This is a genomic window from Vibrio sp. A2-1, from assembly GCF_021728355.1.
In the GTDB taxonomy this organism is placed as follows: Bacteria; Pseudomonadota; Gammaproteobacteria; order Enterobacterales; family Vibrionaceae; genus Vibrio; species Vibrio splendidus_K.
Window position 1 is genome coordinate 1,130,612 of the sequence record NZ_JAKKCO010000001.1, and the last position, 23,959, is coordinate 1,154,570.

Below are 23,959 nucleotides of genomic sequence, written 5' to 3' on the forward strand. Positions count from 1 at the left end.
CAATAAAACTAGAGACTTTTATCTCAAAAAACTGCAAACATGATGTAACGACTCAATCATTTCTTGTGGGGTTGAGATTAACTAGCTAAATACGCCCCCTTATTGATATTCATCCTTATTATCAAACCCTTTAGTTTTTATCTGAGTCAGGCAGCATCACACCTTTGAGCTTTATTGTATAAAAAGCGATTGATATGATGAAAATTCACTGTTCAGTGATTTTTCTAGCTAAACACTTGTAAATCTTTCCAATTTTGAAAAAATAAATTCCGCAAATGTACTGGAACTTTTTCCTGGTAATCAGTGACCAATACTCAAAATAAGAATCAAATGGCCCCCAGAGAGTCCAAAAATGCATAAAAATAACTTCGAAATCCTTCAAAACTACCTAGAGTCTCAAATCATTGGTCAGCAAGAGCTCGTTAAACAACTGATGATCGCCTTATTGGCAGATGGTCATATTCTTGTTGAAGGACCTCCAGGGTTGGCAAAAACCCGTGCCGTAAAGTCACTGGCTGACTGTGTCGAGGGAGATTTTCACCGTATTCAATTCACTCCCGATCTATTACCAGCTGATTTGACGGGCACCGATATTTTCCGTCCAGAAACCGGAGAGTTCACCTTCCAATCTGGGCCTATTTTTAACTCGCTTATTCTAGCGGATGAGATCAACCGTGCTCCGGCGAAAGTACAAGCCGCGATGTTAGAAGCAATGGCCGAGAAACAGGTGACTGCAGGTCGAAAAACCTATGCGCTACCGGATCTGTTTTTGGTGATGGCAACGCAAAACCCGATTGAGCAAGAAGGCACTTACCCGCTACCAGAAGCTCAATTAGACCGTTTCTTGCTGCATTTAGAAGTGGCTTATCCAAACATGGAAAGTGAGCTGGAGATCTTGCGCCTAAACAGAGGCGAAGCTCAAGGCAACGAATCTGTTCAGCCACAAGAGATATCTCAGCAAACGATCTTTGAAGCGCGCCAAGAAGTGCTCAACATTCACATGGCAGACACCATCGAGCAGTACATTATTCGACTGGTTATGGCGACTCGCCAACCTAAGCAATACAGCGACCAACTTGATCAATGGTTAGATATGGGGGTCAGCCCACGTGCAACTATTGCTTTAGACCGATGTGCCCGAGCGCACGCATGGCTAGCAGGCCGCGATTACGTAACACCGCAAGATGTTCAAGCGATGGCATTCCCTGTATTACGCCACCGTCTACTTCGCAGTTACCACGCACAAGCTGAAGGGGTCACTGCAAACCAAGTGATCGCACACCTTATCTCGTTGGTTGGTAGCGCATAGGGATACGCGCATGAATAATCAATTACCTAACCATAGTGACGGTGTCACGTTAAATCTGGACGAACTGCTGCAATACAAAGCGCAGTCTGTTCGCTGGTTGCCTCCAGCCAAGAGTCTTTGGTCGCAACTAAACGGGCAACACGAGAGCAATCGTAAAGGTCGCGGGATGAATTTCTCTGAGGTTCGTCAATATCAGGTGGGCGACGATATCCGCAGCATTGATTGGCGCGTCACGGCGAGAACAGGCAAGGCGCATACCAAGTTGTTCTCTGAAGAAAGAGAGCAACCTGTGATTTTGTTCTTGGACCTATCAAGTAGTATGATTTTCGGGTCAACCTTGTTGCTTAAATCGGTTCAACTCGCGCACTTTGCCAGCCAACTTTGCTGGTTAACCGTCGCTCAAAAAGACCGTATTGGCGCAGTGATAGATACTGGCCAAGAGATCATTGAGATTAAACCCAGTGCTAGCAACCATGCTCCGCTACGTATTTTACAAAAAGTCATAGAAATCAATAACGCAGCGCTGACCAACCCAGGCAATAACAGCGACACAACCTTAGAGCATGGGCTGAAATCTCTTCACCAGCTTTGCCCGAAAGGAAGCGATATCATTATGCTCAGTGATTTCGTCCGTTATAACGAAAGTAATTACTCACTTATCAATCAAATACGTCGACATAATCGAGTTCGCTTGGTGCATTTTTACGATCCATTAGAGCAAGGTGTCACTGCTTTCAAAGGTTCAAAACAGATCACCGACGGCAATAAAACCCAATGGTTTAACTTTTCATCAAGCAAGGAAAAGGAAAAGCTCAGTCACGCATTTGATCAGAAGCAACAACAGCTTATGGAAATGAGCCTTTCTTTGGCGATCCCATACAGTTCATTGTCTTGTGCGCAATCGTTAATGAGCCAAGTGTCAGGAGTTCAGTCATGAATCAATCTCTCGACTTGAGCCCTATTATTACGCCAAGCGCACCATCGTGGTGGCCTTTGGCATGGGGTTGGTGGTTAATCATTATCACGGCCATCGTTCTGATCGCCATAGTATTTTTCATTGTAAAACGGAGACAAAAGAACCAATACGCGAAGAACGAAGCACTTGCTTGCTTTCGTAATAGTCAGCCTTCAAATACCTTGTCTCCGAGTGCAGCTCAAGACATCGTTCGTCAGGCAGCACTAAGCTATTTCCCACGCGAAAAAGTGGCAGGCTTATCTGGCGATGATTGGTTGGCGTTCTTAGATGCGCAATTGGCGAAGCCGTTATTCGCCGCAAAACAATCGCAATGGCAACAAGCGCTCTACCAAGATACAGCCTTAATGAGCGACGAACAGAAAAAGGCTCAACAGCAATTGGTTAATGACTGCGAAATCTGGCTTCGTAAAGCCCTTCCTCCAAAGCGAGGTCGTTATGACTGATCTTTTAAGCTTTGGTTTTCTAAGCACTATGTTTCTAAGCAAGAGCTTACTAAACATCGAGTTCGTTTGGTGGTGGATGTTCTTCCTCGCGCCACTACCGTTGCTCGTTTACCTATTCTCACCAAAATCAGAATCAAGCAGCGCTCTAAGGCTTCCGTTTTTGCCCGAGGACAGCAATACCAAAACGCCGAGCAGCCGCTTACCCAAAACCTTGTCGGTCATCATCTGGCTTTTATTGGTAACGGCGATGGCACGCCCAGTTTGGTACGGTGAACCGGTTGAGTTTCAACCAAAACACCGAGACTTGATGCTGGTTGTCGACCTCTCCTACTCGATGAGCCAAGAAGACATGCAGTTCAATGGCGAATACATCGATCGCTTATCTGCGGTGAAACATGTATTGAGTGACTTTATTGAGCGACGAAAAGGCGACCGAGTCGGATTGGTGCTATTTGCTGATCACGCCTACTTGCAGACGCCACTGACGTTAGATAGAGACACGCTTTCACAACAGCTCAATCAAGCGGTGTTAAAGCTTATCGGTACTCAAACTGCGATCGGTGATGGTATCGGCCTTGCCACCAAAACCTTTGTCGACAGCGACGCTCCTCAGCGTGTAATGATTCTACTCAGTGACGGCAGTAATACTGCGGGCGTATTAGATCCACTAGAAGCCGCGGATATTGCTAAGAAGTACGACGCGACGATTTACACCGTAGGTGTCGGTGCGGGTGAAATGATGGTCAAAGAGTTCTTCATGACTCGTAAGGTCAATACCGCTCAAGACTTGGATGAACGTACTCTAATGGAAATAGCCAAACGCACTGGCGGTCAGTACTTCCGAGCGCGAGACAGCAAAGAGCTGGCAACGATTTACGACACCATCAACCAGTTAGAGCCCGTGACGAATGCCACTAAGATATGGCGACCACAACAAGAGTGGTTTGTCTGGCCTCTGTCTGCGGCAATGTTCTTCGCATTTATGCTGTTAGCCATTAGGAGAAACAATGTCTAACTTTACTTTTATCTACCCATATTGGTTCTTGGCTCTTGCCGTGCTGCCCGCTATTTGGTGGCTTAGCAAGAGACAATCCAAGCAAGGGTTATTGGCGTCACACATCGCCCGTTATTTGGCTCCAGAATCGAACAAACCCTCGAAAAACCGCAGCACTTATTTCGGTGTTTGGTGGTTGGTCGGTGTCATCGCATTGGCCGGTCCAAGCTTTGAAAAAAATGAACAGCCGAGCTTTGAAAAAACACAGGCGCGAGTTGTGATCATGGATATGTCGATGTCTATGTATGCCACTGACATTAAACCAAACCGTTTAACACAGGCGCGATACAAGGCTTTGGATCTACTATCACTCTGGAAAGAAGGCCTAACGGGAATGGTGGCCTACGCCGGAGATGCTTACACCATCAGTCCGCTAACATCTGACATCAACACCATCAAGAACCTCGTACCCAACCTGTCACCAGATATCATGCCCTTCCAAGGCGGCAATGCAGTATCGGCAGTTAAGCTTGCGATTGAGATGATGACTCGTGCTCATATCTATAAAGGCGATCTGGTACTGATTGCTGATGATATTGATGGTCAAGAGAAGAAAGATATCGACTCACTACTCTCTGGTAGTAATTGGACATTATCAGTCTTGGCTGTAGGTACGGAAAGCGGCGCGCCGATCTCGTTACCTACAGGTTCGATGTTACAGACCGACTCAGGACAAACCGTGGTTGCGAAAACCAACGTAGGCAATATGCGCGACCTGACTCGTCGCTCTGGTGGTACGTTCACTGAAGTTCAATTTGATAACTCAGACGTTGAACACATCGCAAGTTACCTCGACCGAGTTGCAACGACATCAGAAGTGACTAAAACCAATAACTCGCTCAACACCAGAGTGAACAACGGTTTCTGGTTATTGCCGTTTCTGTTACTTCCTGCACTTGGGCTATTTCGAAAAGGGGTTATTTGGTGTGGCCTAGCTGTACTTGTCTCGTTCACCCAACCGAATACTGCGTTTGCAAATCCTTGGAAAACCGATGACCAAGTGGGTTATCAGTTGTATCAAGATGAGGACTTTCAACAAGCCGCAGAACAGTTCGAACAGCAAGAATGGAAAGGCATAGCGCAATACAAAGCCGGTGATTTCGAAGCGGCCGAACAGACGCTACAAAGCCTTTCTGGCGAAGATGCTCGCTACAACCTCGCCAATGCACAAGCAAAGCAAGGTAAGTACGACCAAGCGATAAAAGAGTATCAACGCATTCTCGAAAGCAACCCTGAACATGCTTATGCGAAGAAGAATCTAGAGATTGTCGAACAAGCTCAGAAGCAACAGCAACAGCAACAGCAACAGCAACAGCAACAGCAACAGCAACAGCAACAGCAACAGCAACAGCAACAGCAACAGCAACAGCAACAGCAACAGCAACAGCAACAGCAACAGCAACAGCAACAGCAAGACGATTCTGAGTCCAAAGACCAAAATGAACAAGACCAGCAAGGTCAGCAAGGTCAGCAAGGTCAGCAAGGTCAGCAAGGTCAGCAAGGTCAGCAAAATGATTCTTCGCAAAGCTCGCAGGATCAACAACAAAGCTCAGCTGACAATGGGAAGTTGCAAGATCAAAGCGGCAGCCAAGATCAAAGCAACAAACAAGATCAAAGTGAAAGCCAAGCTGATAGCCGCCCTGACTCCAAGGCGGATGAAGAAAACGACAAGCAAGCTGTGCAACAAAACAAAGCGGATCAAGCAGATAAACAGCCACAGGACAAGGGTGACTCAGTATCTCAGGCAGCCCAAGAACAAGAGGCTGCTAAGGAAGACACTGATAACAACGCTCAACAAGCTGCAGCACAAGTATCAGGTCAACCTATGTCGAGCGATCCTGATATGCGAAAACTTGAGCAAGTAGAAAGCGCTCGTGATCCGAGCCAATTGCTTAAAGCGCAAATGATTCTACAAGCACGACAAAAAAGTGCCCCTAACAACCAAAACAAAAAGTGGTAACCATGCGATTTTTAAACAAGCCATTTTTATCAATGCTACTGACACTGCTAATCGGTGTTTTCTCGTCACACTCTGTATTCGCGGCGACCGCTGTGGCGAGTGTTTCGCAAAACAGTGTTACCAAAGATGAAGTCTTCCTACTTAGAGTGGCTACCGATGAAAAAGTATCGTCCGGTGCTTTAGACCTGACCTCCCTTCAGAAGAATTTCTACGTCGGCACCCCAAGCTTTGGGTCATCGATGCGAATCGTCAATGGTAGCCGCACTGTGTCTAGCGAATGGAATATTACTCTTGCCCCACTTCGATTAGGCCGATTAGATATTCCTAGCTTTGATATTGAAGGCGCTAAAACTAAGCCGATCACCATCCACGTTGCGGTTAATAAAGCCGCTCCAAAGCAGAGTGATATGGCCGAGTTTCAACTTAATCTGAGTAAAGACTCGCTATACCCTCAAGAGGTCGCGGAGCTTGATGTAAAACTCATCATTAAGGCTGATCCTAGAAGACTGCAAGATCCTAAAATTGCGCCACCAAGTTCAGCGCAATTAGACGTGGAACCGATTGGAGAGTCTAAGCAATTTCAAGATGTTATCAACGGGCAAGAAGTCACGGTTGTTCAGCAATTTTTCCATATATCGTCACAGCAAGCAGGACAATTTCAGCTTCAAGGGCCAAAGTTAACCGGTGCTGTTGTTTACTCAACCAACAACTCAAGCACGACGCGCCTTTTCCAGCTCGACACGCCTGTTGAAACCTTAGATGTCACAGTGAATCCGGTACCAAAAGGCTATCAAGGTGAGTGGTTACCAACATCGAACTTCAAGCTGATTCAAAAATGGTCAGACAGCCAAGGCAATGAACTCACGGATGACAATGCTTTAGGTGACGACAAACAGAAGATTGAAATGGAAGCCGGTGATTCGTTAACTCGAACCATTACTATGACGGCTAGCAACTTAACGCAGCACCAACTGCCAAAACTGAATATCACCTACCCTAAAACGGTGCGTGTTTATGAAGAAAAACCGCAATTTGGCACCACCCAATCCGGTGATGCTGTCGTTGTTTACAAGCAAGTCTTGATTCCGAAAGAGGCTGGAAATATCTCGCTTCCTGATGTTTCTCAAGCTTGGTTTAACACATACTCACAATCACAAGAAACCAGTAAAGCTCTTGGTCTTGAGTTGTCGGTTCAGGCAAGTGAACGCGCTAGCTCAAGCTCGCCAACGCCGGTTATGGAGACACCAACTCAGCAAGCTAGCCCGACGATTGTTACCGTTGAAACCCCTGGAATGTGGCCTTACCTAACTGCGCTATTTGCTGCTTTATGGATAATTAGCTCTGCGGTTGCTTTTTACTTCTGGTCACGCCGCGGTACAGCAGTAAAACCAAAGCAAAAAGATGAACGTCAATCCGATACGGCAGAAGCGCTTATTGCCGCTCTGAAAATGAAAGACGGTGTGAAGACGAGAACCTTGTTTGAGCAATGGAAAGCAGAAAATCCAGACTTGAGTGACGAGACAATAGAAGTGATCGAAGCTGAGCTCACCAAGCTAAATCAGAGCCTCTATGCTGAAGCTGGCTCACCAAGTCAGTCATGGGATCCTTCTGAGGCAATCAAAGCGGTTAAGAAACCAAAACGCATCACGAACAAAGCACACAAGAGCACATTAGAAAGACTTTAATTAACCAGCGTTCTAAGTAAGCAGAAAGCTAATTAAGCAGAAAATCTAAGTAAACAAAAAAGAACGAAGCCGTGATGACCACATTGTGAACATCACGGCTTCAGTCGTTTTTGAGATAGGGAAAAATAAACGCCAGATTAAATCAGTGGCGTCGCGACCTTTCTTCGCTTTAGAGCAGAGACAATTCGATTTCGCCCTGAATCTTTGGCTTGATACAAAGCTTTGTCTGCCTTGCCATACAGTAGATCGAAGTCGAATTGGCGTTGATCAGAGGTGATTGAAGCATAACCGACAGATGCGGTTAAGTATTGGCTAGTGCTGCTTTCACAATGAAGGATCTTCGCCTCTTCAATGCATTTTCTGATCGACTCTGCACGCTGTTTAGTTTCAGAGTGATGAGTGCCGATCATCAACAACATAAACTCCTCACCGCCAATACGACAAAAGGTTTCCTTATCGCTATGAACATGGGCATTAAGTATCTTGCCGATAGTGCGCAGAGCAGCGTCACCTTCCGTATGCCCATAAACCGTGTTGTACAAACCAAAATGATCAAGGTCGACAAGAATCAATCCGAATGTGACTTCATTTTGTATGGCAAACGCCCCTTGATCGTCGCAATTTAGATCATCTAACACCTGCGACAACATACGCCGATTTCCAAGACGTGTCAGAGGGTCAAGCTTAGAGATGATATCCAACTGCTCATTGGCTCGTTCAAGTTCTTGAGTGCGCTTACTGACCTCTTGCTCGAGCGTCTCATTAAGCTTTTTGAGCTCCTCTTGCGCCATGGTTCTCTGTAGCACCTCAGCTAAACTAGAAGCGAAGATACGTATCACTTCACGCAGTTGTGAGGTTAAAGGGCTGCGAGTTAACAAATTGTCCGCGGCTATAAACGCAATCGGCTCACCCGTATTGGTGGTGAGCATCGTCATTGCCGTCCAACCGACTCCCACAATATTGAAATCGTGATAGATAGGCACCGATTCTTCAAAGGCGACTTGATTAGGACAAGCGCGAGCTGCTGCAACAATGTCACGCTCCACCAGCTCAGAGCGATAATAAGATTCATCGACAATGTCGCCTTTTATGTCAGTGCCCCACGTGCCTTGCATGTAACTGCAATTTTTATCGGTGAGGAAAACCGCCAATCGATCAATGCCTAAATGCTGAATCGCAAAGCTTACCGCCGATTTGCACACTTCACTGACGCTATCGCAACGAGACAGCTCCACCATACTTGAGTGCAACATGCGTATGTTTTGTTCTTGACGCTTGCGAATGTAGATCTGAGAAAGCAGAGATCCGAATGATTCAAGCATCTGCTTTTGATAATTAGTGATGGGTGAACGGTGAATATAATTGTCCATTGCAATCCAACCGACGGGTTTATCTCCTTCACGTAAGATCAACATGCCATTCCAACCTTGCCCTACGACTTTGCCTTCGGTGTATAGCGGCGCTTTCTCAATAATAACTAGGTTGATGTGATTGTCAGACAACGCCTCAATGTATTCGGCTTCAAGTTGATGTAAGTCGTACTGAGTATGATGTTCGCTGTTGGTTTTACCAGCCTCATCAGTACCATAAGTGCCGCTAAAGCAACGCTTTTTCATATCGAGTAACATGAAGATCGCACGGTCAAAGCCTAGACGGTCGCGCACGGCTTCTACTGACGCTTTATACAATGCATCCAACGACTCAGGATTAGAAAGCTCTAACGCAACCTGATGAACCAACTTCATGTTCTCTACAAATAGCTCACGTAGCTTTATCTCATCAAGATACTGCGCTTCACGTGTGTCTCTGTATTTTATCTCCAGCGCAGCGTTCTTTTCCGCACGAATACACTGCCAGCGAGCTGCGGCTAGCTGAAGGACATCAAGATCTTGGTCGAAGGTTTGGTTTATCTGCTGAGCATTGCAATTTTGAACAATTAAATAAGTTCTGCAGGCAGACGCGTTGTCGAGCATCATGATGAACGACTCACCACCCAGCACCTCCATGTGTTCCCACTTACAAGTATTGATAGACATTGGAAGCACACCATCCGCGGTATCAAACTGCGAAACCCAAGGCCAAAAGGTTGAGGGATACTTGTCGAGGGAGGTTAGCTTACCGCAAGAAAACAAAGGTAACGAATCGCCTTCTGGTGTTGGCTCGGCAAATACTCCTATCCCTTTTGGAGAAAGTACCTCAACAAGGTAACCAAAAAGAGATTCAGCCAACAGACGATGGTCGCGAGTAGCAGATATTTGTTTTGCAAAGGCTTTAACAGGCACAGCTTCCGTCCATTGGCTAATGAGATTGAAGCAAAAATACCGAAGCCTTGATATGCAATCAATGTAACTAAAAATGAGATGTTAAGCGGGTCGCAATTTCACTTTTTACATTATCACAAGCATGAGAAGGACGACAAAAATGGGATTTCCTGCCCAAAATTTCATCGACATTAAGACTTTTTTAACGACATAAAAAAGCCCCACATTAGAGTGGGGCAAAACTTCCATCGCTTATAGTTATAGTGATAATTCTGTCGATCTATTCGATTATCTAACCTGCGTTTCAGTTAGCGTGCTGCCCTTTAAAAACCTAAAACAGCACTGAGTTAATCGAATTAACCAAAGTCACCGTTTACGTAACCTTTAGTACGATCATCTTTTGGTTCGCTGAAGATAACACTCGTTTCGTTGTGCTCTACAAGCTCTCCCATTAGGAAGAAAGCCGTGCGGTCTGAAATACGACGCGCTTGCTGCATTGAGTGCGTTACGATAACGATAGTGAAGTCTTTCTTCAGATCTTCCATCAACTCTTCAATTTTGTGTGTCGCGATTGGATCGAGTGCCGATGTAGGCTCATCCATCAGGATTACATCCGGCTCCATTGCAATGGTACGAGCGATACATAGACGCTGTTGTTGACCACCAGACAAACCAAACGCGTGTGCTTTAAGACGGTCTTTCACTTCATCCCAAAGTGCCGCACTGCGTAGTGAGCTTTCTACTACTTCATCAATGTGTTTCTTGTCTTTGATACCTTGAGCACGTAAGCCGTAAGCTACATTCTCGTAGATGCTCATTGGGAATGGGTTTGGCTTTTGGAATACCATACCTACGCGAATACGCAGGTCAGCCACATCAATGTTACCGTAGATGTTCGTGCCATCCATATCCAGCTTACCTTTAATAGTAACGCCTTCAATTAGGTCATTCATGCGGTTTAAACAACGTAGCAGTGTCGATTTACCACAACCAGATGGGCCAATCAAAGCCGTTACCTGACGTGTTGGAATTGGCAGATTAATAGACTTAAGCGCTTGGTTGTCACCGTAAAACAGATCTAGGTTCTCAATATCAAATTTGTTCATTTTCGTCTTCTCTAAATTCTTAAATTCGTGTCTAACTTGATGCTTTCTTTATCACGGAGGCTCTTTTTATTGTTGAGCCAGCTAATGAGCTTAGTAAGTTGCCGTGTTGAAGCGTCTCGCAATCAGTTTTGTAACCATGTTGATCAAGAGAACCAATACGATTAGGACTGTTGCCGTGCCGTAGGCTTGGTTCCACTCATCGATAGTAAATAGCTCTGTTGTCAGCTTATATAGGTGAACCGTTAGTGTACGGCCAGAATCAAATACCGATTCAGGAACACGTGCCACCATACCTGCTGTTAAGAACACAGGTGCTGATTCGCCAATTACACGACCAATACTAAGAATGACCGAAGTTAAGATACCTGGCATTGCGCTTGGTAAGATCAAACGCCAGATAGTGTAGATTTTTGAAGCGCCAAGGCCGTATGAGCCTTCACGATAAGTTTGTGGTACTGACATCAATGCTTCTTCTGTAGTACGAATGATTACAGGAAGAATTAGAATACTCAGCGTTAATGCACCCGACAAAATCGAGAAGCCAAGACCGAGAATCGAAACAAAGAAGGTCATACCAAACAGACCAAAGATAATCGACGGAATACCTGCTAAAGATTCGGTACAGAAACGAATCACTTTAACCAGTTTGCTGCCCACTTTAGCGTATTCGGTTAGGTATATCGCCGTCATAATGCCGAGTGGCGCCGCCACTGCAATCGATGCGATAACCATGTAGATCGTGGCGATGATCATTGGGAAAATACCACGTTCTTCACCGGTACGAGTGTAGTCGTCGGTAATGAAGTTCCAGTCTACGTATTGCAGGCCATTCGATAAGATGTACCAAATGATCCAGAATAAGAAACCAACGGTGACTGCTGCTGCCGCCCAGATAAAGCCTTTCAAGACATTATCTTTCATTTGACGTGCTTGTTTTAGTTTTACGCGATCCATATTACTTATCCTCGCCTACTTCGTTTTTTCACGATTAAGATAAAGCAGAGCACCATTTAACATCATGATGAATACCAGAAGCACAACGCCGGTTGCGTAAAGTGCACTCGCGTGAATACCACTTGCGTAAGACATTTCAATAGCAATGTTTGCGGTTAGCGTACGAGCCGAATCCAAAATACCTTCTGGCATTGCTGGCGCATTACCCATCACCATGATGATTGCCATCGTTTCGCCAAGTGCGCGACCGATACCCAGAATCACACCCGTCATAATGCCTGAACGTGCAGCAGGAACGAGTAACTTAAAAATCGTGTAGATTTTCGAAGCACCCAGTGCCAGTGAACCTTCTTTGTACGTACGAGGTACAGCGCGGATCGAAGTTTCAGAAACCGTAATAACGGTAGGAAGAATCATGATACCCAGAACAATGATACCCGCGAAGATAGTGTTACCCGCTGGTACTTGGAAGATGTTCTGAATCATAGGAACGATGATTACTAGACCGAAGAAGCCGTAAACTACCGACGGGATACCCGCTAGAAGCTCAACTGCTGGTCGAATAATATCGGCAAGACGCTTTGGAGCAATCTCAGCAATAAAAATAGCGGTTAATACACCAACTGGTACACCAACAACTACAGCTCCAAGTGTCGAAACAATCGATGCAACAATCATTGTTGCAACACCGAATAGAGCTGGAGGTAACCAATCCACACCCAGAACGATGCCAGAAACACCAGCCTCTTGGAATGCAGGGATACTCTCTGCAACGATAAAGTAAGCGATAACGGCTAGTGATACGATGCCGATTACAGCACTCGATAAGAACAAGCCGTGGAAGATTCTTTCTCTCCAGTCGATGCGCTTCTTAGCACGTAGACTTGGCTTGTTGATTTGAGTCGCTTCAGTATTCATAAGCTTTTCACTATTTGCGATGGTCATATATAAAATCTCAAACTTTGTGGCTCAACAAGAGCTCGAAATAGACAAAGTTGAAAGAAAAGGCTCAGCCTAAGTTAGGCTGAGCAATAATTAAGTGTTGGTCAGTTAAGATTAGTTAACTGTGATGTAGCCTTTCTTGTCAGCGATAGCTTGAGCTTCATCTGCAACCATCCAATCTAGGAATTGTTGAGTTTCAGCTGTTGGAGCGCCGGCTTTGTAAAGAACTAGGAAAGGACGAGCAACTTTGTAAGAACCGTTCTTTACGTTCTCAACTGATGCTGCTGCGCCATCGATAGTTAGAGCTTGAACTGTGTTATCTACAGTACCAAGAGAGATGAAGCCGATAGCGTATGGGTTGCTTGCTACAGAAACTTTAAGTGCGCCGTTACCGTTTGCAACTTGTGCACGTTGAGAGATAGCCGATACTTTCTTGTCGCCAATCTTCTTCTTAAGCTTCATGATGTCTTCGAATGCACCACGTGTACCAGATGCAGTATCACGAGTGATTGCTACGATTGGCTTGTCAGCACCACCAACATCTTTCCAGTTAGTGATGTCGCCTTTGTAGATTGAAGTGATTTGCTCAGCTGTAAGAGCAGATACTTCGTTATTTGGGTTAACAACAACTGCGATACCGTCACGAGCGATGACGAGCTCTTTCAGGTCAGCTGTTTTCTCTTCTTCTTTTAGGTCACGAGAAGAGATACCAAGGTCAGCACTTCCATTTTTTGCTGCTTTGATGCCTGCAGAAGAACCTGGTGCTTGAATTTCGATGAACACTGGTTCGCCTTTATTCATGTAGGTTTCTGCAAAAACTTCAACCAGTGGAGAAGCACTGTTAGAGCCAACTACAGAGATAGTTTCTTTAGCTGAAGCTGTATTCACTGTTAGAGCGCCTAGTAGTGCGATTGCACCGATAACTGTCTTTTTCATCACAAATTTCCTTTAGTGGCGTTATTGCCGTAATGTTTTGCTTGAACGAGGCCTACTTTAGAATCCGAATGTGACAGTTGTGTTTCACTTAATTGAAGCCTATATGACAACTACAATTTATTTTCTTGTTTTCCCCCTACCAAATAGCCTTGAAGCAATAAATTAGCCTCACTCATAGGCACTGAATATTCATTCCAACTTATTTAAGCCAAACCGCTCAATATCTCGCCCCCTGTCATTACCTAATACCGCACAAGGTTCCTCGTCAAATAACCCTATCTTAAAAATGGCTAAAGCCTTGTTTGTACGATAAATAATCAGAATTTATGAAATATCTATCGCATATATAAAAATAGCATCTATTACTGATTGAATTGTCATTCTCAATAGTTAGAATCACTGGTTAATAACAATAATAACAATTGCTTCTGCTCATTTACTTATTCAAAGAAGGACAATACATGCGCCAACTTCTCAGTGGCTTATCAATCAAAATACAAATTCTGATTCCAGTACTCTTTTCCGTCGTACTACTTTTGACGGGTGTCATTATCGGTGGTGACAAACTGGAAAATGCTTTTAAAGATGTATCAACAGCAACAGATCAACTGATTCTACATAAAGAAGAACTTAGCGAAATCGTCGACAACAGCTACGGCATGCGCATCAAGGCTATCTATAGCTTATTTAATCCTGACGACGTCAAAACGCTTGTCGAAACGCTAAATCAAAAACGTGACCAAAATACTCGTCTACTGAACTCGCTTGATACCGTACCAGGCATGCAAGATGAAGTAGCCGCAATGAGCAAAGCGATGAATCACTACGTTGACTTTTCTCGCACCACCATGCTTCCTCTATTAAGAGCGAAACACGGCGATGCATCACTCGCTTCAGATTTTGATAACCGCTATCAGATCGCAATTGACCAATACCGTCACGCGGGTAATGACATGGTGCAAGCAATCAACACGCTTTCTAAAAAGCTCAACTTGCTTGCCACTCAAGAAGTCGACATCAATGGCCAACAACACACCAGCACACTAAATACGGCAACCATTGCCCTTCTAGTGATTCTTTCTATCGCATTAATCATCAGTTGGACGCTGGCTGGCATTATTGTTAAGCCGCTTAGCAATATCCAAGAAACCATGCGTGAAGTAGCCAAAGGCAACCTGCTGGTTAAAGCTGAAGAGTATGGCGATAACGAGATCTCTCGCCTTGCCCAAGACGTCAACAAGTCGATTGAGCAATTGCGCGACACGGTAAGTTCGCTTTCTCGAATCAGTATCGAAGTGGCATCTGCTTCTACAGAACTGGCAGCAGTAATGACGCAATCAAGCGCTAACTCAGACCAAGAGAAGCAAGAAGTGGAGCAAGTTGCTTCTGCCGTGAACCAACTTGAGAGCACAGCTGCACACGTTAACGAGAACGCAGTACAAGCCGATTCAGCGTCTAAGCAAGCGGATGAAATGGCGACGCAAAGCATGAGCTTGTTTAATGAGAGCAACCAAGCAAACGAGCAAATGGCGATTCAGCTTAGCGAAGCGGCAAACGTTGTAGGTACGCTAAAAGAGCACTCAGAGCAAATAGGTAAAGTGATAGAGGTGATTCAAAGCATCTCAGAGCAAACTAACCTCCTTGCGCTTAATGCAGCAATCGAAGCAGCTCGTGCTGGTGAAAGTGGCCGTGGTTTCGCAGTTGTAGCCGATGAAGTTCGAATGCTGGCGGCCCGCACACAAGATTCAACCAAAGAGATCCAAGCGATCATCGAAGGTTTGCAAGTTCAATCGGGCAACGCCAATGAAAGCATGAGCAGTTCACTGTCTATGTTAGAACACAACCAAACGCTCTCAGGCGAGGTGAGCGCAGCCCTTTCTGGTATTGCTAACTCAGTAACCGACATGACAGAAATCAACACTCAGGTTGCCTCTGCCGCAGAAGAACAAAGCCAAGTCACTGCAGACATCAACCGTAATATCTCAAATATCTACAGCCTAGTAAGCCAAAACGTAACCGGCATTACCCAAGCCGCTGCAGCAAGCCACGAGCTATCTAACCTTGCCGAGCAGCAAAAGCAGCAGTTGGATTATTTTAAGGTATAGGGTTTAAGGTATTAAGTTAAGGGAGTAAGGTTTAACGCATAAATTTTAGGGTTTGAGAAATAAAGACACTTAGCTTTATTTACGTTACAACTCACCTCATAACAAAAACCAGTCCTCGTGACTGGTTTTTTATTTTTGATAGACCCTCTACTGACTCAGCAAACCTTACTGACCGAGCTCAGCAGCTCTGATTCTTTCAATCGCTTCTACCCTTCTAAGCTGTTGTGGCTGAAAATGAGCTTCTCTAAGCTGGGCAATCGTCTCTTTTTGTTCAATTTCTGAGAGTGCTGAGTCATTCAAAATGTCATTTCGTTCAACAAAGTAAATTTCTAAAGCTCCTTCAAAGCTCTCTCTTTGTTGATCAAGCGCTTCCAGCCGCTGCGTCGCTTCTTCGCCGACCAGTTCATTTCTCTTCAAGTATTTACCTTGTTCGTCTAGACCCTCTGAACTGGATAGCTGTGGGAGCAATACCTGATTCTGATGGCTCGTTTGAACGTAATCTGGCTGCTCAGATAGATAAGACTCAAGCCTTTGCTGATATTCTGATTCGTCTAGCCCTTCTTGTTTTAGAAGTAGCTTTTCTAAAGCGATTTCCCTCATTCTGTTGTCATGGGTAAATAGAATACTTATCTCGCTCTCACTGAAAAATTGAGATTGGAGATCGAGCAACGCTTGATTCAGTGCGCGTAGGTCCTCAGCGGATATTGATGTGGTGTCAAATTGCACGTCTAATGATGTCAGTGCCGACTTGTACTCAAGATACTTGGCAAACAGTGCTTCATCGACAGTCGTAGCTTGGGATTGCTCGTGGTGTTTTGCCACATTGTCACGAATATCTTCAAGGGTTAATTCGGTATTGCCTGACACGAAATATTCCATCATGTCTTTGGCTGACGCACTATCGATTTCGGTATCTTGTTGAGAGCTAACCTTCAATGAAGAAGCGCTTTGTTCGTTGTTATTATATGAACTTGTATCTTCCTTCTTTAGATATAAAAAGACCGCCGCTGTGCTCATCAGGGCTATCGTGGTTATCGACAAAATGGCGGTCTTTTTCATTATATTTTCCTTATGATCTTAACTTATGGGCAGCGCGACTTACAGGCCAGCCAACTTCAATCGATTTGCGTGTTGGCGATATAGCGTCACGGGATCAGTCTCAAAGAGATGATGGATACCCAACAACCCATTAATCTCGTCTAGGTGGTTCATTTTGTAATCATCACCAATCACTTTGCCCAAATGCGCGCTACACGCTCCCACTAACCCGTCATTAGGTTCATTAAAGGCTAGACCAAGGATTGTCATCGCTCCGTCGGTAGGATCAAGAAGGTTGGTAAAAGTGGAAGATCCTGTCCATGAATAGTAATAAACACCGTTGTTTGCTTGCCATTCACCATCACCACACGCTGACGTCGGAACGCCTTCAGGGTAAAACTGATTGAATGCAAGCGAACCTTCAGTGGTCAACGCTTTAAGGGAAGCAAGGCCATCTTGATCAAGATCCGTTCCACCAGATAACAGGTTGATGAGCGTAGTCAATCCACCAGCCAACTTAACCGCAATACCTTCCGCAGCTGAGCCTTCTGATACGCTTCCACGCACGAAATCGGCAACTTTAGATCCTTTATGGACGCCACCAATGCTTGTCACCGAGGCAACCAGATCAGGACGAACTGATGCTACATAACGTGCTGTCGGTCCGCCATGGCTGTGACCGACCAGATTCACCTTACTTGCCCCGGTCGCGGCTAACAGTGTTTCAACTTGAGCTAGCAATTGCTCGCCACGCACTTCAGAGCTGTTGGTCGCTGATACCTGAGCGACATAGACGCTCGCACCATCTTTGGTTAGGGATTCAGGTACGCCATAGAAGTAGTCGACACCCGCTAATGTATCGAAACCAAACAAACCATGTACCAACATAATGGGATATTTCGTTTCCGTGTATCCGCTGGCTTCTAACGCCGATGCGCTCGTTCCGGCATAGACACCAAAACTGGATAGGCAGGCTATCGTCCAAATTAATATCTTTTTCAATGCTCTTTCCTTAAACAGATTAGACCTCTGATGAGTAAGGAGAACCGTAGTAGATGATTTTATAAAACAGAAAATAACAACTTGATATTTGTGATATTGAACTTGAATTAAACAGTTGTGATGAACATTAGACAAATTAGAACCAGCCCAAACGTCCACGCCATAAGTTATTGATTAAATTAACATTTAACGAAAACCAATGATGCTAAAACTTCAATTATCTTGACCAAAGATAAGCCCGACATTCACGAAAACGGCTCACCTCTTTTAGATCTACGCCGACAAACTGGCGAGTAGTAGCTCTCAGAAATCGAATATTAAATGATAAATCTCTCGCTTCGAGTTGATTATTTTTCAATTAGAAAGTCGTTGGAAAGTTGATACTTATACCAATTATGGAACGCCAACAACCTGAATGTATTGACGATAATTATTGATTTTCGATATAGGTCGTACCAGTTATTTACTTATCCACTTATCAACAAGCAAGAGGCAAGAGGCAAGAGGCAACAAACAATAGGTAACAAGCAATAGACAACAAGTAACAACGTTTTTGTTTGGCTCACTAAATATCAAAGAGAATACAGTGATGAAAAATACGGCTTTAATACTCGCGTTAACCATACCATTTGGGGCTTATGCTGCAGATGACTCGATACCGACACCAGAATCGATGACATCAGCACAAGTGCTCAGCACACAAGGTTCAGAAACTTATTCTTATGTTCGATGTTGGTATCGAACCGATGCATCGCACGACTCTGCAGCCACCGATTGGAAATGGGCGAAAAAAGAAAACGGCGACGATTACACGGTCAACGGATATTGGTGGTCTTCCGTTTCTTTCAAGAACATGTTCTACAGTGATACCCCACAGTCTGAAATCAAACAGCGTTGTGAGCAGACTCTCGGCATCCAACATGACGCCGCTGACATTACCTACTTTGCCGCAGACAATCGCTTCTCTTACAATCACTCCATCTGGACCAACGATAACGCTGTTCAAACCAATACCATCAATCGCATTGTCACTTTTGGTGATAGCCTCTCTGACACTGGCAACCTATTTAATGGCTCTCAATGGGTTTTCCCAAATGCGAACTCATGGTTTCTAGGACACTTTTCAAACGGTTTAGTCTGGACCGAATATTTAGCCAAAGCGAAAGACGTTCCTCTTTATAACTGGGCCGTGGGTGGCGCAGCAGGAACCAATCAATACGTCGCACTGACTGGCGTCTATGATCAAGTCACGTCTTACTTAACCTACATGAAAGTGGCTAAAAATTATCGCCCTGAGAACTCGTTATTCACTTTGGAGTTTGGTCTGAATGATTTCATGAACTACGACCGAGAAGTCGCTGATGTAAAAGCTGATTTCAGCAGCGCTTTGATTCGATTAACAGAGTCTGGAGCGAACAATATCTTGTTGTTCACATTGCCCGATGCGACCAAAGCGCCGCAATTTAAATACTCGACCGAGCAAGAGATCATTAAAGTTCGTGGCAAGATATTAGAATTCAACCAATTCATCAAAGCCCAAGCCGAATATTATCAAGGTATGGGGAAAAACGTGGTGTTATTCGATGCAAGTGCACTCTTCGCGAGTATTACCGATAACCCTGAGCAGCATGGCTTTAGAAATGCGAGTGACGCTTGCCTAAATATCAACAGAAGCTCATCAACCGACTATTTACGCAGTCATAGTTTAACCAATGACTGTGCCACATACGGCTCTGATAGTTATGTGTTCTGGGGAGTTACGCATCCAACGACGGCTACTCATAAATACATCGCAGACCATATCTTGGCGTACTCATTCTCTACCTTTGATTTCTAACGAGGAAACCTCGTCGAGTATCATCAAATACCGTCTGTAAGTACCAGAAGCTAAGGGCTTACACGAAGTTCAGGTACAAAAAAACCGCCATCATTGGCGGTTTTTATTTACGTTAACTTTTATAAAGATCAGTTTTATAAACATCAGCTTTTGGGTCACGCAAGTTGATTACTCGTCATCCACTTTTGGTGCGACTTTCTTCTTAGGGATAAACACGGTATCACCCACTGCCACATTTTGGTGGAAGCTCTTATCACGCTTAACTGGTTTCTTCGGCGTTTTCTTAACTTGAGTGCTGGTCTTCTTCTTCGCAGGTCCGCCTTTAGCAAAAGCAGGTTTACGAGGCTTAATACCTTTGAATTTACCTTTTAGACCGTCAAGCACAGAGAAAGTAAGATCTTGTTGAAGGTAAAGCTCAACACGCTTAAAGCTGTCCCAGTCTTTTGGACCAACCAAAGAGATTGCATCACCTTTGTTACCCGCACGACCAGTACGACCAACGCGGTGCACGTACTCTTCTGTATGCTTAGGCATATCAAAGTTGATAACGTGGCTTACGTTTGGAATATCGATACCACGCGAAGCAACATCGGTTGTTACCAAGATCTTGTAAACCGCACGCTCAAATTGACTCATGATCGCGTTACGTTGCGTTTGGTTTAGGTTGCCACTCAATGCAACGGCTTTAAGCTTCTTCTCGTTTAACTTATCCGTTAAACGATCAGTATCGGCACGAGTTGCAGTGAAGATCATCACCTGACGGTATTCAGCTTCTTCAATCACACGATCCAAAATCGCTTCTTTATGATCGAGATGGTCACAAAGGTAGAATTTCTGAGTGATATCAAGGTGCTGCTCGTTAGAAACACCAACAGAGATACGCTTAGGTGCGTCTAGCATTTCATTTGCAATGCCATTCACTTCAGCGTGATCAAGCGTCGCAGAAAACATCAACGTTTGACGACGACGGTGCTTAGCTGCATTCGCAATGCGACGCAATTCAGGCGCGAAGCCTAAATCCAGCATACGGTCAGCTTCATCAAGAATTAGCGTTTCAACACCATCTAAAAACAGTGAGCGGTGCTCAAGGTGATCGGCCAGACGACCTGGAGTCGCAACAATAAAACGAGGGTACTTACGCAGGGCTTTAACTTGGTCGTTAAAGTTTTCACCACCCAAAATAAGTGTGGCTTCGTAAGACAGACCGCCAAGCATGCTACGCAGCTCGCCGTAAACTTGTTTTGCTAGCTCACGAGTAGGAGCCAAAATTACACCACGAGGATCTTTAGCAGAAAACGCTTTTGTTTTTAATGCTTTATGTATCATCGGCAACACAAACGCCAATGTTTTACCTGATCCCGTTTTTGATGAAGCCAATAGATCCTTACCAGCAATAGCAACAGGGATCGCTTTTGATTGGATCTCTGTCGCCTTCTTGAAGTCGTAATGTTTTAAGTTCTTCAGTAAGCGGTTATCTAAGCCTAAATCTTTAAAGTGCAAAGGACTCTCCAGTCATGATGGTATTGAATAAAATTAATTTAACGTGACATGATACCGCGAAAGTACTTTATAAGGATAGAGATCACAGTAAATTTATCCTTTTATCTGATGTTAACTAGAACATTGTATGCGTTGCTAACAAAGGGAGCACTCTCCAAAGTAGTATCAAAACGGCCTCGAACCCCCTACTCTCAGAAGTGAGACAGAACGTGACGCTTAGCTAATTACCTCAAAGATTAAGCAGTTTCTTTAGTTATTGTTTTTGCAGTTAAAAAATTAGTCGCTACAATCATTAATGAAGCGACTATATGATAAAGAATGTATAGCGCATCTTTTGATGATAAATAAGCAAGGAGTTCTTATGAATAAGACGTTAATCGCAGCTGCAGCCTCAGTATTTATTTTAGCTGGTTGTTCTTCAGAGCCTGAAGAAGCAGCAGTATCAGAAATGGACCAACTAACTAACCAAGTTGCTGAGCTAAGCAGCGAAGTAGAAGCACTTAAGAGTGACAAAGCGGCTGCTGAAATGAAAGCTCAAGAAGCATCGGCTGCGGCTATGGCAGCAAAAGAAGAAGCGGATCGTGCTAACGACCGTATCGATAACATTGCTGAGTCTTACACTAAGTAATTGAGATAGAAACTCAATGAAGCTGTAGATTTCAAAAGACGTATATACATGCAGTAAATTGAAAACACCACCTCTTTCGAGGTGGTGTTTTTTTATTGAGGGAAAAGAAAAAGAAGGCTATGGGGCTTTACTCACAACCGAGCAAATTAGAACTCAATCACAGGTGGCGCAATTTCAACAGGCACACCATTTTGAGCAAAGATGACTGCTTTCGCTTTTGAATTTGGTAGGTCTGCATCTTCAAGCCACCATTTTAATTCAACGGGGATTTGCAATAACTTCTTAGAGCCGTCGCTTCGCGTCAATGGTTCGTGAGCTTCAACAAACACACTTCTATCTGGCTCTAAAGACACTTTGATCGGCTCATCAATTATTGTGACTTTCTCACCACGACTAACCTGTGCAAAAAGCCACTCAATATCTTTAGGTTCCATACGAATACACCCGGAACTGACTCGTAAGCCAATCCCAAAATCTTTATTGGTGCCGTGTATCAGATAATCACCAGCGCCATAAGCAAGCCGCAGCGCATACTCGCCCAGAGGGTTTTCCGGCCCAGCAGGAACGACTCTTGGTAGCTCGATCCCTTTCTCTAAGTACTCTTTACGAATTGAGTTTGGAGGCGTCCAGGTCGGGTTGGGTCTTTTTTGGCTTATCTTAGTGATCATCTCAGGCGTATCTCGCCCCACTCGACCAATCCCAACAGGAAATACATGCACCTGATTTTTCTCAGGTTCAAAGTAGTATAACCTCAACTCGGCAAGGTTAATCACAATGCCTTTTCTCGGTGTATCCGGCAGAATCAAGCGGCTAGGAATACTTAATACGTAACCTTCAGCAGGAAGAAAAGGATCGACGCCTTTGTTTGCCGCCATTAAAGAGAGAAAACCAATGTCGTATTGCTTAGCAATGATGGCCAACGTTTCGCCCGCAGCCACTTCATGTTGTTGTATTCTTCCGACAATGCGACTTTCTTTTGGTGGCAACTCAAAAGTTGCAGCAGACACCCACGACGGAATCATCGCGCCTGCGAGTAGAGTTGTTACCAGAGGGAACAAAGTCTTTCTCACAGTAAGCAAAGCGATCTTGCGCAGTTGTGTTTTCATAGCGAGCAAAGGCGTCAAGTTAGCGCAATACGACATACAATTCCTTGGTTTGTCTTTTATCAAAGTTTAGATTATCGCTGATCAAACGTCGCGACAACGTATTGTTGCTCCAAACCGATATGCAACAGGCCTTTATTCATCATTTTCCCTCTAGACATAGCGAAATTTAACCATACAAAATCGATTGCCTCTAAACTTTCAACATATTTAGTTATCTATATGAATATTACTTTAAAGGCAGAGCAAATTTGTGACAAACATCTCACGGAGCCTCGTTTTAACTCGCTAATATTGCCTCAACAAAACGAATTCAATTCAACAGAAACGGTAATTAATAAATCCTGTTCCTATAATTGCCGTTAAAACTTTGGAGAACGACCATGGCTACACCTCATATTAATGCTCAAGCTGGTGATTTCGCAGAAACAGTACTTATGCCGGGCGACCCGCTTCGCGCAAAATACATTGCAGAAACATTCCTTGATGACGTGAAGCAAGTTTGTGACGTTCGCAACATGTTTGGTTACACAGGCACTTACAAAGGTAAGAAAGTTTCTGTAATGGGCCACGGTATGGGTATCCCATCATGCTGCATCTACGTACACGAGCTTATCGCTGAATACGGCGTGAAAAACGTTATTCGCGTAGGTAGCTGTGGTGCGGTACGTGACGACGTTAAACTAATGGACGTTGTTATCGGTATGGGTGCTTCTACTGACTCAAAAGTAAACCGCATTCGTTTCAACAATCACGACTTCGCTGCAATCGCTGATTTCGGTCTTCTAGAAGAAGCTGTAAACCAAGCACGTGCACAAGAAGTTCCAGTTAAAGTTGGTAACGTATTCTCTGCAGACCTTTTCTACACTCCAGAAGCTGACCTTTTCGAAAAAATGGAAAAGCTAGGCATCCTTGGTGTTGATATGGAAGCAGCTGGTATCTACGGTGTTGCTGCGGATCTTGGTGCTAAAGCCCTAACTATCCTAACAGTGTCTGACCACATCATCCGTGGCGAGAAATTAAGCTCTGAAGATCGTCAAAAATCTTTCAACGACATGATGAAAGTTGCTCTAGAGACTGCAATCAACATCTAACTGTTTGATAAAGATACATTGAAAAG

At 44.4% G+C, this 23,959-nt stretch carries 19 protein-coding genes; 10 read left to right on the top strand and 9 right to left on the bottom strand.

Annotated elements, in window-relative coordinates:
- The first annotated feature begins 352 nt into the window (after positions 1-352).
- The 6 genes from L3V33_RS04745 to L3V33_RS04770 are packed head-to-tail and all read left to right on the top strand — an operon-like array spanning position 353 to position 7,427.
- On the top strand, positions 353-1,309 hold the full coding sequence (locus L3V33_RS04745) for a MoxR family ATPase (protein ID WP_237289422.1): 957 nt from the start codon (positions 353-355) through the stop codon (positions 1,307-1,309).
- Positions 1,310-1,319: 10 nt separating this feature from the next.
- Positions 1,320-2,246: a DUF58 domain-containing protein gene (locus L3V33_RS04750; RefSeq protein ID WP_237289424.1), complete on the top strand. Its 927-nt coding sequence runs from the start codon at positions 1,320-1,322 to the stop codon at positions 2,244-2,246.
- On the top strand, positions 2,243-2,728 hold the full coding sequence (locus tag L3V33_RS04755; protein WP_146456311.1) for a DUF4381 domain-containing protein: 486 nt from the start codon (positions 2,243-2,245) through the stop codon (positions 2,726-2,728). Before L3V33_RS04750 ends, L3V33_RS04755 begins: the two co-directional genes overlap by 4 nt.
- Positions 2,721-3,743 (top strand): VWA domain-containing protein, encoded by a 1,023-nt coding sequence (locus tag L3V33_RS04760; RefSeq protein ID WP_237289425.1) that lies wholly within the window; start codon positions 2,721-2,723, stop codon positions 3,741-3,743. Before L3V33_RS04755 ends, L3V33_RS04760 begins: the two co-directional genes overlap by 8 nt.
- Complete coding sequence (locus tag L3V33_RS04765; RefSeq protein ID WP_237289427.1) at positions 3,736-5,742, top strand: VWA domain-containing protein; 2,007 nt, start codon at positions 3,736-3,738, stop codon at positions 5,740-5,742. The genes L3V33_RS04760 and L3V33_RS04765 overlap by 8 nt, the downstream gene beginning before the upstream one ends.
- A 2-nt stretch (positions 5,743-5,744) precedes the next feature.
- Positions 5,745-7,427, top strand: a complete 1,683-nt coding sequence (locus L3V33_RS04770; protein ID WP_237289429.1) for a BatD family protein — start codon at positions 5,745-5,747, stop codon at positions 7,425-7,427.
- Positions 7,428-7,564: 137 nt separating this feature from the next.
- On the opposite strand, the gene L3V33_RS04775 is transcribed toward L3V33_RS04770, so the two are convergent.
- The 5 genes from L3V33_RS04775 to L3V33_RS04795 form a co-directional block, all read right to left on the bottom strand.
- Positions 7,565-9,709 carry a GGDEF domain-containing protein gene (locus tag L3V33_RS04775; RefSeq protein WP_237289431.1) on the bottom strand — a complete coding sequence of 715 codons (2,145 nt, stop codon included), beginning with the start codon at positions 9,707-9,709 and terminating at the stop codon, positions 7,565-7,567.
- Between the two features lie 335 nt (positions 9,710-10,044).
- Positions 10,045-10,794, bottom strand: a complete 750-nt coding sequence (gene pstB / locus L3V33_RS04780; RefSeq protein ID WP_004732036.1) for a phosphate ABC transporter ATP-binding protein PstB — start codon at positions 10,792-10,794, stop codon at positions 10,045-10,047.
- Between the two features lie 90 nt (positions 10,795-10,884).
- On the bottom strand, positions 10,885-11,748 hold the full coding sequence (gene pstA, locus L3V33_RS04785; RefSeq protein WP_004732038.1) for a phosphate ABC transporter permease PstA: 864 nt from the start codon (positions 11,746-11,748) through the stop codon (positions 10,885-10,887).
- Between the two features lie 15 nt (positions 11,749-11,763).
- Positions 11,764-12,693, bottom strand: coding sequence for a phosphate ABC transporter permease subunit PstC (gene pstC / locus L3V33_RS04790; RefSeq protein ID WP_004732040.1), 930 nt, complete (start codon positions 12,691-12,693; stop codon positions 11,764-11,766).
- A 111-nt stretch (positions 12,694-12,804) separates the two neighbouring features.
- Positions 12,805-13,626 carry a phosphate ABC transporter substrate-binding protein gene (locus L3V33_RS04795; protein ID WP_004732042.1) on the bottom strand — a complete coding sequence of 274 codons (822 nt, stop codon included), beginning with the start codon at positions 13,624-13,626 and terminating at the stop codon, positions 12,805-12,807.
- Positions 13,627-14,087: 461 nt separating this feature from the next.
- Here L3V33_RS04795 and L3V33_RS04800 point away from each other — a divergent pair, with 461 nt between their 5' ends.
- Positions 14,088-15,731 carry a methyl-accepting chemotaxis protein gene (locus L3V33_RS04800; protein WP_237289433.1) on the top strand — a complete coding sequence of 548 codons (1,644 nt, stop codon included), beginning with the start codon at positions 14,088-14,090 and terminating at the stop codon, positions 15,729-15,731.
- Between the two features lie 165 nt (positions 15,732-15,896).
- On the opposite strand, the gene L3V33_RS04805 is transcribed toward L3V33_RS04800, so the two are convergent.
- Complete coding sequence (locus L3V33_RS04805; protein WP_237289434.1) at positions 15,897-16,790, bottom strand: lipase secretion chaperone; 894 nt, start codon at positions 16,788-16,790, stop codon at positions 15,897-15,899.
- A gap of 39 nt (positions 16,791-16,829) precedes the next feature.
- Entirely contained in the window at positions 16,830-17,771 is a 942-nt protein-coding gene (locus tag L3V33_RS04810; protein WP_237289435.1) for a triacylglycerol lipase, read from the bottom strand.
- A 589-nt stretch (positions 17,772-18,360) separates the two neighbouring features.
- On the opposite strand from L3V33_RS04810, the gene L3V33_RS04815 reads away from it, so the two are divergent.
- Positions 18,361-19,608, top strand: coding sequence for an SGNH/GDSL hydrolase family protein (locus tag L3V33_RS04815; protein WP_237290171.1), 1,248 nt, complete (start codon positions 18,361-18,363; stop codon positions 19,606-19,608).
- A 168-nt stretch (positions 19,609-19,776) separates the two neighbouring features.
- On the opposite strand, the gene L3V33_RS04820 is transcribed toward L3V33_RS04815, so the two are convergent.
- Positions 19,777-21,108 (bottom strand): DEAD/DEAH box helicase, encoded by a 1,332-nt coding sequence (locus tag L3V33_RS04820; RefSeq protein ID WP_171307585.1) that lies wholly within the window; start codon positions 21,106-21,108, stop codon positions 19,777-19,779.
- Positions 21,109-21,469: 361 nt separating this feature from the next.
- On the opposite strand from L3V33_RS04820, the gene L3V33_RS04825 reads away from it, so the two are divergent.
- Positions 21,470-21,736, top strand: a complete 267-nt coding sequence (locus tag L3V33_RS04825) for an Lpp/OprI family alanine-zipper lipoprotein (RefSeq protein WP_004732066.1) — start codon at positions 21,470-21,472, stop codon at positions 21,734-21,736.
- A 146-nt stretch (positions 21,737-21,882) separates the two neighbouring features.
- On the opposite strand, the gene L3V33_RS04830 is transcribed toward L3V33_RS04825, so the two are convergent.
- A complete protein-coding gene (locus L3V33_RS04830; protein ID WP_237289437.1) occupies positions 21,883-22,878 on the bottom strand; it encodes a L,D-transpeptidase family protein in 996 nt (331 codons plus the stop codon).
- Positions 22,879-23,222: 344 nt separating this feature from the next.
- On the opposite strand from L3V33_RS04830, the gene deoD reads away from it, so the two are divergent.
- Positions 23,223-23,933, top strand: a complete 711-nt coding sequence (gene deoD / locus L3V33_RS04835; RefSeq protein WP_004732072.1) for a purine-nucleoside phosphorylase — start codon at positions 23,223-23,225, stop codon at positions 23,931-23,933.
- Positions 23,934-23,959 lie beyond the last annotated feature (26 nt).